General features: G+C 64.8%; 11 protein-coding genes. 5 read left to right on the top strand and 6 right to left on the bottom strand.

The genetic code is table 11. The features are described from left to right. Positions 1 to 40: 40 nt before the first annotated feature. The 5 genes from SPR01S_RS12435 (at position 41) to SPR01S_RS12415 (ending at position 4,434) form a co-directional block, all read left to right on the top strand. Positions 41 to 1,123: a Zn-dependent alcohol dehydrogenase gene (locus tag SPR01S_RS12435; RefSeq protein WP_066590058.1), complete on the top strand. Its 1,083-nt coding sequence runs from the start codon at positions 41 to 43 to the stop codon at positions 1,121 to 1,123. Between the two features lie 118 nt (positions 1,124 to 1,241). After that, a complete protein-coding gene (locus SPR01S_RS12430) occupies positions 1,242 to 2,309 on the top strand; it encodes a phosphotransferase family protein (protein WP_066590056.1) in 1,068 nt (355 codons plus the stop codon). A 123-nt stretch (positions 2,310 to 2,432) separates the two neighbouring features. Beyond that, complete coding sequence (locus tag SPR01S_RS12425; protein WP_066590055.1) at positions 2,433 to 3,197, top strand: SDR family oxidoreductase; 765 nt, start codon at positions 2,433 to 2,435, stop codon at positions 3,195 to 3,197. A 124-nt stretch (positions 3,198 to 3,321) separates the two neighbouring features. Next, the gene (locus tag SPR01S_RS12420) at positions 3,322 to 4,122 is read left to right on the top strand and encodes an SDR family NAD(P)-dependent oxidoreductase (protein ID WP_066590053.1); all 801 of its coding nucleotides are present in this window, start codon (positions 3,322 to 3,324) and stop codon (positions 4,120 to 4,122) included. A 12-nt stretch (positions 4,123 to 4,134) separates the two neighbouring features. Further along, the gene (locus tag SPR01S_RS12415; RefSeq protein ID WP_066590052.1) at positions 4,135 to 4,434 is read left to right on the top strand and encodes a putative quinol monooxygenase; all 300 of its coding nucleotides are present in this window, start codon (positions 4,135 to 4,137) and stop codon (positions 4,432 to 4,434) included. Positions 4,435 to 4,436: 2 nt separating this feature from the next. On the opposite strand, the gene SPR01S_RS12410 is transcribed toward SPR01S_RS12415, so the two are convergent. The 6 genes from SPR01S_RS12410 to SPR01S_RS12385 all read right to left on the bottom strand — a co-directional run bounded on the left by SPR01S_RS12410 (position 4,437) and on the right by SPR01S_RS12385 (position 12,558). Beyond that, positions 4,437 to 5,348, bottom strand: a complete 912-nt coding sequence (locus tag SPR01S_RS12410; protein ID WP_066590051.1) for an acyl-CoA thioesterase — start codon at positions 5,346 to 5,348, stop codon at positions 4,437 to 4,439. Beyond that, a complete protein-coding gene (locus tag SPR01S_RS12405; protein ID WP_066590050.1) occupies positions 5,348 to 6,475 on the bottom strand; it encodes an acyl-CoA dehydrogenase family protein in 1,128 nt (375 codons plus the stop codon). The genes SPR01S_RS12410 and SPR01S_RS12405 overlap by 1 nt, the downstream gene beginning before the upstream one ends. Positions 6,476 to 6,571: 96 nt before the next feature. After that, a complete protein-coding gene (locus SPR01S_RS12400) occupies positions 6,572 to 7,759 on the bottom strand; it encodes an acyl-CoA dehydrogenase family protein (protein WP_066590049.1) in 1,188 nt (395 codons plus the stop codon). Continuing rightward, entirely contained in the window at positions 7,756 to 9,090 is a 1,335-nt protein-coding gene (locus SPR01S_RS12395; RefSeq protein WP_066590048.1) for an amidase family protein, read from the bottom strand. The genes SPR01S_RS12400 and SPR01S_RS12395 overlap by 4 nt, the downstream gene beginning before the upstream one ends. 106 nt (positions 9,091 to 9,196) lie before the next feature. Further along, positions 9,197 to 11,233, bottom strand: a complete 2,037-nt coding sequence (locus SPR01S_RS12390; RefSeq protein WP_066590047.1) for a 3-hydroxyacyl-CoA dehydrogenase NAD-binding domain-containing protein — start codon at positions 11,231 to 11,233, stop codon at positions 9,197 to 9,199. 104 nt (positions 11,234 to 11,337) lie between these two features. Continuing rightward, complete coding sequence (locus SPR01S_RS12385) at positions 11,338 to 12,558, bottom strand: serine hydrolase domain-containing protein (protein ID WP_439646733.1); 1,221 nt, start codon at positions 12,556 to 12,558, stop codon at positions 11,338 to 11,340. Between the last annotated feature and the right edge of the window lie 117 nt (positions 12,559 to 12,675).

Here is a 12,675-nt window from a genome sequence, read left to right as displayed (position 1 = left end):
TGGGAAGGGTGAGGGTCTGTTGGGATTTGAGGAGTAGACGTTGAAAGCAGCAGTTCTGTTCGAGCCGAAAAAGCCGCTCGAAATCCGTGACGTGACGGTCGACAAGCCCGGTCCGCATGAAGTGCTGATCCGCACGGTGGCGTGCGGCGTGTGCCGTTCGGACCTGCATTTCGTCGACGGCGCCTATCCGACGCCGCTCCCGGCGATCCCGGGGCACGAAGCCGCGGGTATCGTCGAGGCGGTCGGCGATGAGGTGCGGACGGTCAAGGTCGGCGACGCGGTCGTCACTTGCCTGTCGGCCTTTTGCGGCCATTGCGAGTTCTGCGTCACGGGGCACATGTCGCTCTGCATCTCCAGCGACACCAAGCGCCCGCGTGACGCGGCGCCGCGGCTCAGCCTGAATGGCGAGCCGGTCAACCAGATGCTGAACCTGTCGGCCTATGCCGAGATGATGCTGGTCCACGAACATGCCTGCGTTGCGATCGACCCGGAGATGCCGCTCGACCGCGCGGCTTTGCTCGGCTGCGCGGTGACTACCGGGGCAGGGGCGGTATTCAACGCCAGCCCGGTCACGCCGGGCGAGACGGTGTGCGTGGTCGGCTGCGGCGGCATCGGGCTTGCCGCGGTCAATGCCGCGAAGATCGCCGGCGCGGGTAAGATCATCGCGCTCGATCCGGTGCCGGAGAAGCGCGCTTTGGCGGAAAAGCTCGGCGCTACCCATAGTTTCGACGCGATGGCGGAAAGCACGATTCCCGAAGTTGTCGAGCTGACCAAGGGCGGCGTGCATCACGCAATCGAAGCGGTCGGTCGAGAGGCGTCGGCGCAGACCGCGGTCAAGGTGCTGCGCCGCGGCGGCACTGCGACGATCCTGGGCATGATGCCGCTGGGCAGCCAGGTCGGCCTGTCGGCGCTCGACCTGCTCGGCAGCAAGAAGCTGCAAGGCGGGTTGATGGGCGGCAACCGCTTCCCGGTCGACATTCCGCGGCTGGTCGATTTCTATATGCGCGGGCTGCTCGACCTCGACACGATCATCGCCGACCGGATGCCGATCGAGCGTATCAACGATGCGTTCGACGAATTGCGCAAGGGCGACGCCGCGCGCTCGGTGATCACGTTCGGATGATGCCGGCGTTTCTTGCTCGTCACCCCCGCGAAAGCGGGGGCCCATCTCCCACTCGACGAGCCGGGGATGTTTGGCCGGAGATGGTTTCCCGTTTTCGCGGGAATGACGGAGGAAATTAATGACGGCTGCGCATCCCGACGACGCCCCAAAGACGATCGAGGTCGCGGAGAAAGATCGCCTCGACCTTGTCAGGCTGACCGCGTGGATGGAGGCGAATGTCGAGGGCTTCGAAGGGCCGCTCGATTATTCCAAATTCGCAGGCGGGCAGTCGAACCCGACATACAAGCTTCACGCCGCTTCGGGCGAGTATGTGTTGCGCCGCAAGCCGTTCGGCAATCTGCTGCCGTCGGCGCACGCGGTCGACCGTGAATATCGGGTTATCGCCGGGTTGTACCCAACAGGTTTCCCGGTCGCGCGACCCTATGGGCTGTGCACCGACCCGGACGTGATCGGCACCGATTTCTACGTCATGGGGTTCGCCAATGGGCGCAACATCTGGGACGGCACGATGCCGGATTATACGCCCGATGAGCGCACCGGCGTCTATAACGCGATGTGCGATACGCTGGCGGCGCTGCATAATACCGATTTCGAGAAAGCCGGCCTGGCCGATTATGGCAAACCCGGCAATTATTTCGAGCGCCAGGTCGGTCGCTGGACCAAGCAATATCGCATGGCCGAGACCGAGCACATGCCGGCGGTCGAGAAGCTGATCGACTATCTGCCGCGCACTATCCCGCCGCAGACGCGAACATCGGTCGTCCATGGCGACTACCGCATCGACAACATGATCTTCCACAAGACGGAGGGGCGCGTGATCGCCTTGCTCGATTGGGAATTGTCGACGCTCGGCGATCCGCTCGCCGATTTCAGCTATTTCCTGATGAGCTGGGTAACCGCGCCCGAGGGCCGCTCAGGAGTGATGGGCAAGACGGGCGGCGACAGCGGCATTCCGACGCTGGAGGACATGGTCGAGCGCTATTGCGCGGCGACCGGGCGCGACGGCGTGCCCGACCTCAACTGGTATTTCGCTTATAATCTGTTCCGCCTGACCGGCATCGTCCAGGGCATCAAGAAGCGCATCGTCGAGGGTACGGCCTCGTCGGCGCAGGCGGAGAAGTCGGCGGCGGGCGTATATCGCCTGGCCGATGCGGCGTGGGACTTCGCGCAAAAGGCGGGGGCTTAAATTCCCCTCCCGCTTGCGGGAGGGGTAAGGGGAGGGCGTGTCGTCCTCTCCAACATCACGAGGAGGGACAGACCCTCCCCCAGCCCCTCCCGCAAGCGGGAGGGGAGCAAGAGAGGAAAGAAGATGAGCCTATTCGACCTGACCGGAAAAGTCGCAATCGTCACCGGATCGTCGCGCGGGATCGGCAAGGCGAGCGTCTTCGAGCTCGCCGAGCACGGCGCGAAAGTTGTCGTATCGAGCCGCAAGCAGGACGCCTGCGACGAGGTCGCCGCCGAGATCAACGCCAAATATGGCGACGGCACCGCGATCGCGGTCGCCGCGAACATCTCCGATAAGCAAGGCTTGCAGCATCTGGTCGACGAGAGCCGCCGGGCATTCGGCAAGATCGACATCCTGGTCTGCAACGCGGCGTCGAACCCCTATTACGGGCCGCAGGCGGACATCAGCGACGAGCAGTTCCGCAAGATCCTGGACAACAATATCGTCTCCAACCACTGGTTGATCTCGATGGTGGTGCCGGAGATGCGCGCGCGCAAGGACGGCGCGATCATCATCATCTCGTCGATCGGCGGGTTGCGCGGGTCGACCGCGATCGGCGCCTATTGCATTTCCAAGGCGGCCGACATGCAGCTCGCGCGCAACCTCGCGCACGAATATGGGCCGGACAATGTCCGCGTGAACTGCATAGCGCCCGGCTTGGTGAAGACCGATTTCGCGCGCGCTCTGTGGGAAAATCCGGAGCGGCAGAAGGCTGCGAACTCGACGGTGCCGCTGCGCCGGATCGGCGAGCCCGAGGATATTGCGGGCGGCGTCGTATTCCTGGCGTCGAAGGCGGCAGCGTTCACGACTGGACAGACGATCGTGATGGACGGCGGCGTCACCATTTAACCAACCGTCACCCCGGCCTTGTGCCGGGGTCTGCCGGGCGGCAGGCGGCGGACAAGAGGTTCAAAGCACTAGGCTTGAGGCCCGGTGGATGCCGGCACAAGGCCGGCATGACGGAGTAGAAAAGATGGGACGTTTTACCGGCAAATCGATCATCGTCACCGGCGCCGGGTCGGGCATCGGGCGCGCCTCGGCGACCCTGTTCGCGGCGGAAGGCGGCAGCGTCGTCGCCGCCGACAAGACGGAAGCGGTGCACGATACGGTCGAGGCGATCCTCAAGGCCGGCGGCACTGCCAAGGCGATCCAGATGGACGCTGGCGATGAAGGCGATGTCGAGCGCACCGTCGCGCTCGCGGTCTCCGAACATGGCGGGCTCGACATCATCTACGCCAATGCCGGCATTTCGGGCGGGATTACCGGCATCCTCGACACGCCGGTCGAGCTCTGGACGGAGGTGCTGCGGGTCAACCTGATCGGTCCATTCCTGGCGATCAAGCACGGCGCGCCGGAAATCATCAAGCGCGGAAAGGGGGCGATCGTCTGCACTGCGTCGGTCGCGGGTATCCGCTCGGGGGCGGGCGGGCCCGCCTATTCAGCGTCCAAAGCGGGCGTCATCAATCTCGTCACCACCGCCGCTCAGCAACTCACCGGCACCAACGTCCGGGTCAACGCGATCTGCCCCGGCCTGATCGAAACCGGCATGACCGCGCGCGTGTTCGAATATGCCCGCGCCAACGACAAGATGGACAAGGTCGGCCGCCTCAACCCGCTCAAGCGTGCCGGCGTGCCCGAGGAGATCGCCCGCGTCGCCTTGTTCCTGGCGAGCGACGACGCCAGCTACGTCAACGGCCAGGCCTGGGCGGTCGATGGCGGCTTGTCGTCGAGCCATCCCGTCACCCGTCAGGAATTCGGCAAGCCCGCCGTCTGAGGAGCAGAAGAGATGCTGTTGATCATGGGCACGGTGCGGTTACCCGAGGGCGGCCTCGACCGCGCGCGAGCGGCGATGGAGAAGATGGTGACCGCGAGCCGCGCCGAAGATGGCTGCTTCACCTATGCCTATGGCCAGGATGTGCTTGACCCCACGCTGATCCATGTCGTCGAACGCTGGCGCGATCGCGAAGCGCTCAAGGCGCATGGCGCGTCGTCGCACATGGCGGAATGGCGCGCGGCCGGCGCCGATCTCGGGCTGCACGACCGCGACCTCAAGCTCTACGACGCCGACGACGGCACGCCGCTCTGACGTCAGGCGCGGGGCTCGCGTTTTCGGATCAGGCCTTCCTGCGCGACACTCGCCACCAGGCGGCCGTCGCGGGTGAAGATGCTGCCGCGATTCATGCCGCGGCCATGGCCAGCCCAGGGGCTGTCCATCGCGTAGAGCATCCATTCGTCGGCGCGGAATGCCTCGTGGAACCACATGGCGTGGTCCAGGCTGGCGGTCTGCATCCCCGGAGTCATCCAGTTGACGCCGTGCGGCATCATGCTCGTCGACATCAGGCCCATGTCGCTGGCATAGGCCAGGATCGCGCGGTGCATCGCCGGATCGTCACCCAGCGGGGCGAGGGCGCGGATCCACGTATAGTTGATCGGCTCGCGCTCGGCCGGCGAGAACCAGTTGCGCGGATAGAGCGGGCGAACGTCGATCGGGCTCGACCAGCGCAGGAAGCGCGCGCGATGCTGCTCGGGCATATGCTGCGCGGCCTCGACGCGCAGCTCGCTCTCGGATTTCAGGTCCTCGGGCGGCGGGATATCGTTCGGGAACGCGTCCTGATGATGAAGCCCGTCTTCGGCGACCTGGAACGACGCCGCCATGTTGAGGATCGGCTGGCCGTTTTGCGTCGCGATCACGCGCCTGGTCGCGAAACTCTTGCCGTCGAAGTCGCGCACGACGCGATAGATGATCGGCAACGCGTCGTCGCCCGCGCGCATGAAATAGGCGTGGAGCGAATGCGCGTCCTTGCCCTCCGCCGACCGCTGCGCCGCCTGGAGCGCCTGGCCGATCACCTGGCCGCCGAACACGCGGCCCTGGCCACCGGGCAATCGCATCCCGCGATAGAGATCGGCGTCGAGCTCCTCGACGTCGAGCAGAGCGACCAGCCCCTCAATCAGTTGCTCGGGCGTGCGCTTGGGGCGCGGATTGGGATCTTCCTCAGCCATCAATAGCCGGCGTTACGCGCGATTTTGTCGGCGTGGAAGTTGGCGTCACCGAACATCTCGGCCAGCACGCGCTGGCGCTTCATGTAGAAGCCGATGTCATATTCGTCGGTCATGCCGATGCCGCCATGCATCTGCACGGCTTCCTGCACCGCCAGCATGGAGGCGAGGCCGGTCTGCGCCTTGGCGACCGACACCGCTTCATCGGCGCGGTCCGCGCCGGTATCGAGCATCTGTTGCGCGCGAAGTGTGGCGGCGCGCGCCACTTCCATTTCCGAATAGAGATGCGCGGCGCGATGCTGCAGCGCCTGGAACGTGCCGATCACCACGCCGAACTGCTTGCGCTGCTTGAGGTAATCGACCGTCATGTCCATCGCGCCCGCGCCGACCCCGAGCATCTCCGCCGACGCGCCTGTGCGACCGGCACGCAGCAGGCGGTTGAGCGGGTCGCGCCCCGCATCGACCTCTCCGATCACGGCATCCGCGGTCACCTCGACATTGTCGAAGTCGAGCCGCGCGGCGATGCTCGAATCCGCCAGCCGCTTGGGTGTGGCGGTTAGGCCGGCGGCGCCCTTGTCGACGGCGAACAACGTGACGCCATTCTCGTCATCATCCGATCCGGCAGTGCGCGCGGCGACGATGATCAGGTCGGCGACATGGCCGTGTGTCACGAACTGTTTCTTGCCCGACAGACGGAAACCATTGCCCGCGCGCTCGGCCTTCATGCCGACGCTGTCGCGGAACTTGGCCTGCTCGTCGATCGCCAATGCGGCGACGGTCTCGCCGGCGAGGATGCCGGGATAGAATTTGCCGGCCAGCGCGCTGCCCTTGAGCGCCTCGACCGCGGCGACGGCCGTCGCGAGGAAAGGGGAGGGCGACAGGTTGCGCCCGATTTCCTCGAGCACCACGCCCGCCTCGACATGGCCGAGCCCGAGCCCGCCCTGGTCCTCGCCGATCAGGATGCCGGTGAAGCCCATCTCGGCGAACGACTTCCACAGATCGCGGCTGAACCCGTCGGCGTTGTTGCTGTCGCGCAGCTCCCGGAGGTGTTTGACCGGGGCATGTTCGCGCACGAAGTCCTTCGCGGTGTCCGCGAGCATGGATTGTTCGTCGTTGAGGTAGAGCGGCATTCGTTTCTCGCTTTCGTCATCCCAGCGAAAGCTGGGATCTTGTCGATCTTGGCGTGCGCTTGCGGCACGAGATCCCAGCTTTCGCTGGGATGACGGTCATCTGTCCGGCAATTCCAGAATCCGCTTAGAAATGATGTTGAGCTGCACCTCGCTGGTGCCGCCCTCGATCGAATTGGCCTTGGTGCGCAGCCAGGCGCGCGGCGCGGCGCCATTATTCGACTCCTGGCTTTCCCATTCGAGCGTATCGGATCCGCCCGCCGCCATCATCAGCTCGTGGCGCGACTTGTTCAGCTCGGTGCCGTAATATTTCATCATCGACGGCTGGGCAGGGTGCGCCTTGCCGGCCTTCAATTCGTCGATGAACTTCTCCGACATGGCGGTGAACGCTTTGGCGCGCACCTCGAACAGCGCCATCTGCGCGCGCAGCACCGGATCGGCGAGGGTGCCGTCATCGGTCAGGCCGACGGTCCGCTTCGCGCCATCGACCAGCGGGTTGCCGCCGCTCGACCCCAATCCCATGCCACTGATCATCTCGCGTTCGTGACCGAGCAGATATTTCGCGACGTCCCAACCCTTATTCACTTCGTGAACAAGGTTTTCCTTCGGGACCTTCACATTGTCGAAGAAGGTTTCGCAGAACGGCGAATAACCCGAGATCAGCAGGATCGGCTTGGTCGACACGCCCGGCGTCGCCATGTCGAACAGTAGGAAACTGATCCCGCCTTGCTTTACCGTTTTGTCGGTGCGCACGAGGCAGAAAATCCAGTCGGCGTAATTGGCGTAGCTGGTCCAGACCTTCTGGCCGTTGACCAGATAATGATCGCCTTTGTCTTCCGCCGAGGTTTGCAGGCTGGCCAAATCGGATCCGGCACCGGGCTCGGAATAGCCCTGACACCAGCGGATCTCGCCGCGCGCGATCTTGGTCAGGTGCTCGATCTTCTGCGCCTCGGTACCGTATTTGAGCAATGCCGGCCCGAGCATCGAGATACCGAACGAGTTGAGTGGATTGCGGCATTTCAGCCGCGCCATTTCCTCACGCAGGATCTTGGTTTCCGCCGGCGACAGTCCGCCGCCGCCATATTCCCTCGGCCAGTCGGGCACGGTCCAGCCGCGCGCACCCATCGCGTCCATCCATTGCTTTTGCGCCGGCGTCATCTTCGACTGGTCGCGCCCGCCCCAGACGACATCGGCGTCGGACCGCACGGGCTCGCGCATTTCGGCGGGGCAGTTCGCTTCGAGCCAGGCGCGCGTCTCAGCGCGAAAGGTGTCGAGATCATCACTCATTGCATTGCTCCATGGGCCAGCCGCGCGACGGCAATGGCTTTGTGGTCGAGATAGGTATCGGCGATCGCCTGGACGCCGATCGGCAGGCCATCGGGGTCGGTGCCGATCGGAAAGCTGGTCGCCGGCAGCATCGGGAAGGTGGCAAGGCCGGGAAAAGCAAATTGCGGTCCAAACGGGGTCGGTTCGCCGTCGATGTCGAGCATCCGCTTGGGCAGCGGCGTGGCATCGTGCGGGAAGGCAGTGACGCCGAGCGTCGGCGCGATCACCGCGTCATAGCTGCGGAACAGCTGGTTCCAGGCGCGCTTGTTGCGTGCCTGCTCGTCACGCAGGTCGAACCATTGCACCAAAGTGGTCGGCGCCGATCCATCCTGCGGCACGCCGCGCGCGATCGTGATGTTGAGCATCTTCATATAGTTGCGCTGCTGAGCCTCGAGATCGGGCAGCAGGTCGCTCTTGCGGTCGACCGAGACGCCGAGATCGTGGAGCGCGTCGGCCAAGCGGTCGAGCGCATCGGCGATCGATGCCGCCACTTTTGCCAGCGGATGCGAATTTAGGACGAGGATGCGGTACTCGCTGCCCGGGCGGTTGTCGGCCTGTTTGAGCGGATGGTCGGACAATATGTCGAGCGCGAGCGCCAGGTCGTCGGGATTGCGCGCCATCGGGCCGATCACTGACAATTCGCCCGGTGCGCCGTCGGTGCCGGGAAAATAATGCCCGTCGCGGCTCAGCGCGCCGAAGGTGGGCTTGTGCCCCCAGACGCCGTTGAAGGCGGCCGGCACGCGGATCGAACCGCCGATATCGCTGCCAAGCTCGAGCGGCACCATGCCTGCGGCCAGAGCCACTGCGGCTCCGCCCGATGACCCGCCGGCGACGCGATCATGATTATGCGGATTGTTGGTGCGCCCGTAGATCGGGTTGTTCGCCTGGAGGTCGGCGAGGAGCGGCGGAACGTTGGTCTTGCCGAGGATCACGGCGCCGGCGGCCTTGAGCCGCTTGACCGCCTCGGCATCCTCCTTCGCGACGAAATCGCGTGCCGCTTCCATGCCCCAGGTCGTCTTGAGTCCGTCGAGGTCGAAGCTCTCCTTGACCGTCATCGGCACGCCAAGCAGCGGCGCGGAATCGCCTGCCGCCAGTCGCTGGTCCATTTCATGCGCCTGATGCCGGGCGCGGTCGAAATCGCGTACCACGACTGCGTTGAGCGGACCGTCGCGCGCCTCGATCCGGGCGATGGCGGCTTCGCATTCGAGCATGGCGGTGGTCTCGCCGGCGCGGATCGCTTTGGCGGTCTCGATCGCCGATTTTTCGGTCACGCGGTCAAGGACTTCGGTCATGGTAGACCCCATCTCGTCGCCCCGGCAAAGGCCGGGGCCGGCCCGGTTGTCGCGTTGACAGGGCCAGATTGCCAGCGGCCCCGGCCTTCGCCGGGGCGACGGAAATTCAGAACTTCTCGCCCGCTTCCGCCTTGCGCCTCAGCAGCGGAGATACCTCGACGCCGTTGGCCTCCAGCCCGGCCACGACCTTGTCGAGGCCGACGGTGTTGCCCCAGAACATCGGGCCGCCGCGATAGACCGGCCAGCCATAGCCGTAGATCCACACGACATCCACGTCCGACGCGCGCTGCGCCATGCCTTCGTCGAGGATCTTCGCGCCCTCATTGACCATCGGATAGATGGTCGCGGCGATGATATCCTCGTCGGTGAAGTCCTTCTTCGGCTGGTTCGACCGGCTACGGAAATCCTCGATAATCTCCGCGACTTCGGCCGAGGGCGTCGGGTTGCGGTTCTCGTCATAATCGTACCAGCCCTTGCCGGTCTTCTGCCCCCAGCGGCCGCGCGCGCACAGCACGTCGCGGATCGTGTCCTGCTTGGTCGGGTCGCGATGCCAGCCGATATCGACGCCGGCCAGGTCGCCCATCTGGAACACGCCCATCGGAAAACCGAAATCGACCAGCGCCTTGTCGATCTGTTCGGGCCGCGCGCCCTGCATCAGCATGGCGTTGGCGGGGGCATTGCGTGCCGACAGCATGCGGTTGCCGATGAAGCCCGGGCACACGCCCGACACGACCGCGACCTTGCCGATCGGCTTGGCCAGCGCCATCACCGTCGCCAGCACGTCGGGCGCGGTCTTGGCGCCGCGCACGACTTCCAACAGCTTCATCACGTTGGCCGGCGAGAAGAAGTGCATGCCCAGCACGTCCTGCGGACGGCCGGTCGCCGAGGCGATCTCGTCGACATTGAGGTAGGACGTGTTCGAGGCCAGGATCGCGCCGGGTTTGACGATTGTGTCGAGCTTGCCGAACAGCTCCTTCTTGACGTCCATATTCTCGTAGATCGCCTCGATGACGAGGTCGCAATCCTTGAGGTCGTCGAGGCTCAGGCTGGGGGTCAGGAGCCCCATCATCTGCTCGACCTTTTCCTGAGTAAAGCGGCCGCGCTTGGCGGAATTCTCGTAATTCTTGCGGATCACCCCGACACCGCGATCGAGCGCTTCCTGTGCGGTTTCGACGATCGTCACCGGAATGCCGGCGGTCAGGAAGTTCATGCTGATCCCGCCGCCCATCGTGCCGGCGCCGACCACGCCGACCTTCTTGATCGGCCGCAGCTGCACGTCGGACGGGATACCATCGACCTTGGCGGCCTGACGTTCGGCGAAGAACATGTAGCGCTGGGCGGCGGATTGCGTGCCCATCATCAGCTTCATGAATTCCTCGCGCTCGACCGCGATGCCCTCGGCGAAGGTGCCGTGAGTTGAGGCCTCGACGCAGCGGATATTCGCCGCCGGCGCGTCAAAGCCGCGGAACTTGCGGGCATTGGCTTTCTTGAACGCCTCGACCGCATCGGGATCGGCGCTGGCGGTCTTCTCCGATGCGCGGGGCAGAGGGCGCTTGTCCGCCACTTCGTTGGCGAAGGCGATCGCATCGGCTTCCAGGCTGTCTTCGCCCACGACCTTGTCGATCAGCCCGGCGTCGTGCGCCGCCTTGGCCGAGATCGGATCGCCGATCGCGGTCATCTGCAGCGCCAGCTTGACCCCGGCGATGCGCGGGATACGCTGCGTGCCACCGGCGCCGGGCAACAGGCCGAGCTTTACTTCCGGCGTGCCGATCTTCGCCGAGGGCACCGCAACGCGGTAATGGCAGCCGAGCGTGACCTCGCAGCCGCCGCCGAGGGCAGTGCCGTGGATCGCCGCGACCACCGGCTTGTCGAGCGCTTCGATCATGTCGATCACCGTGCCCAGGCCCGGGCCCTTCATCGGCTTGCCGAATTCGGTGATGTCGGCGCCGGCGAAGAAGGTGCGGCCGTCGCAGCGGATCACCACCGCCTTGATCGTCGCATCGGCCTCGGCCTGCTTGATTCCGGCTTCAAGCCCTTCGCGCACCGCGGCGCCGAGTGCATTGACCGGCGGGTTGTTCGAAATGATCACGAGCACGTCGCCGTGGCGTTCGGTGCGGATCGGCGAGGCGGGATTGTCGGACATTCTTCTCTCCTGAAATCGTCGCCCCGGCGGAGGCCGGGGCCGCTATGTTCTGGTCCGTTGCCGGCGATGCGGCCGGCGGCCCCGGCCTCCGCCGGGGCGACGGATTAGGTGAGCGACGAATAGATCAGCGTCTTGAGCTCGCGGCGGATCGGGTACAGGCCCGATGGACTGAGCTGGGTCATGAACACCATGTGCAGCCGCTCGACCGGATCGATGAAGAAGGCGGTCGAAAACATCCCGCCCCAATAATATTCGCCCGCCGATCCGGGGATCATCGTCTTGGCGACATCCTCGGTGACAGCGAAGCCCAGGCCGAAGCCAGTGCCGGCATTTTGCGTCTCGCTGAATAGCGAGCGCGACAGCGTCGACAGGTCCGATTTGCCCGGCAGATGGTTCATCGTCATCAGGTCGAGCGTCTTGCGCCCCAGCAGTCGCGCGCCGTCGAGTTCGCCGCCGTTCGCGCACATCTGGCAGAAGCGGTGATAATCAAGCGCGGTCGATGCGAGTCCGCCGCCGCCCGACAGCAATTTGGGCTGGCGCCGCCACGCGCTTTCGCTCGCACGGTCGTACATGATCCGGCCCTTGCCGGCGACGAAGGTATAGCAGTCGGTCAGGCGATCGACTTTGCTCTCGGGGACGACGAAGCCGGTGTCGTCCATCTTGAGCGGCTTGAAGATCTTCTCGGCGAAATACTGGTCGAGCGGCATGCCCGAGACTCGCTGGATCACCGCGCCTAGCACGTCGGTCGACACCGAATAATTCCATGCGGTCCCAGGCGAGAATTCGAGCGGCAGCTGGCCGAGCGCGGCAATGAAGCCGTCAAGATCGTTGCCGCCATGCCAATTGTCTATCTTGCCCTCACGATAGGCGGCATCGACATTGGTGCGGTTCTGGAAGCCATAGGTCAGACCCGACGTGTGGCGCAGCAGGTCGAGCATCCGCATCGGCTCTGCCGTCGGCGTCACTGGGAGGAACGGCACCCCGCCGCCGCCGCCATTATAGACGCCGATGCCCTTGAATTCGGGCAGGACGTGGTGGACCGGCGTGTCGACCGCGACCTTGCCGTCCTCGACCAGCATCATGAACCCGACCGAGGTGATCGGCTTGGTCATGCTGGCGATGCGGAAGATCGAGCCCTCGTCGATCGCCTTGTCGGATCCTTCGACCGCCGCGCCCTGGCTCGAAAAATGGACGATCTCGCCGTCACGGCTGATCAGGATCTGTGCGTTCGGCAACTTGCCCGAATCGAGGTACCGTTCCTTCAGGAATGCGGGAATGCGGTTGAGGCGCGCGGCGTCGAAACCATGCTTTTCGGGCGCTTTCATCAGCATCGCTCTTCCATACCCCTATTTCAAATTCCGACTCTCTATTGCCTTGAGCGCCGCTCGAATCAACTCTAACGTTGCAAAATCGCGCAGGCGAAGACCTGCATAGCCGAAGCT

It is taken from the genome of Sphingomonas pruni NBRC 15498 (assembly GCF_001598455.1).
GTDB classification, from domain to species: domain Bacteria; phylum Pseudomonadota; class Alphaproteobacteria; order Sphingomonadales; family Sphingomonadaceae; genus Sphingomonas; species Sphingomonas pruni.
Note: the sequence above shows the minus strand (reverse complement) of the source record. Positions and strands in the feature narration are given on the sequence as shown.

Coding starts and splice junctions, on each gene's coding strand:
- SPR01S_RS12430 (WP_066590056.1), top strand. CDS start 1,242: ATGACGGCTGCGCATCCCGACGACGCCCCAAAGACGATCGAGGTCGCG.
- SPR01S_RS12425 (WP_066590055.1), top strand. CDS start 2,433: ATGAGCCTATTCGACCTGACCGGAAAAGTCGCAATCGTCACCGGATCG.
- SPR01S_RS12420 (WP_066590053.1), top strand. CDS start 3,322: ATGGGACGTTTTACCGGCAAATCGATCATCGTCACCGGCGCCGGGTCG.
- SPR01S_RS12415 (WP_066590052.1), top strand. CDS start 4,135: ATGCTGTTGATCATGGGCACGGTGCGGTTACCCGAGGGCGGCCTCGAC.
- SPR01S_RS12410 (WP_066590051.1), bottom strand. CDS start 5,348: ATGGCTGAGGAAGATCCCAATCCGCGCCCCAAGCGCACGCCCGAGCAA.
- SPR01S_RS12405 (WP_066590050.1), bottom strand. CDS start 6,475: ATGCCGCTCTACCTCAACGACGAACAATCCATGCTCGCGGACACCGCG.
- SPR01S_RS12400 (WP_066590049.1), bottom strand. CDS start 7,759: ATGAGTGATGATCTCGACACCTTTCGCGCTGAGACGCGCGCCTGGCTC.
- SPR01S_RS12395 (WP_066590048.1), bottom strand. CDS start 9,090: ATGACCGAAGTCCTTGACCGCGTGACCGAAAAATCGGCGATCGAGACC.
- SPR01S_RS12390 (WP_066590047.1), bottom strand. CDS start 11,233: ATGTCCGACAATCCCGCCTCGCCGATCCGCACCGAACGCCACGGCGAC.
- SPR01S_RS12385 (WP_439646733.1), bottom strand. CDS start 12,558: ATGAAAGCGCCCGAAAAGCATGGTTTCGACGCCGCGCGCCTCAACCGC.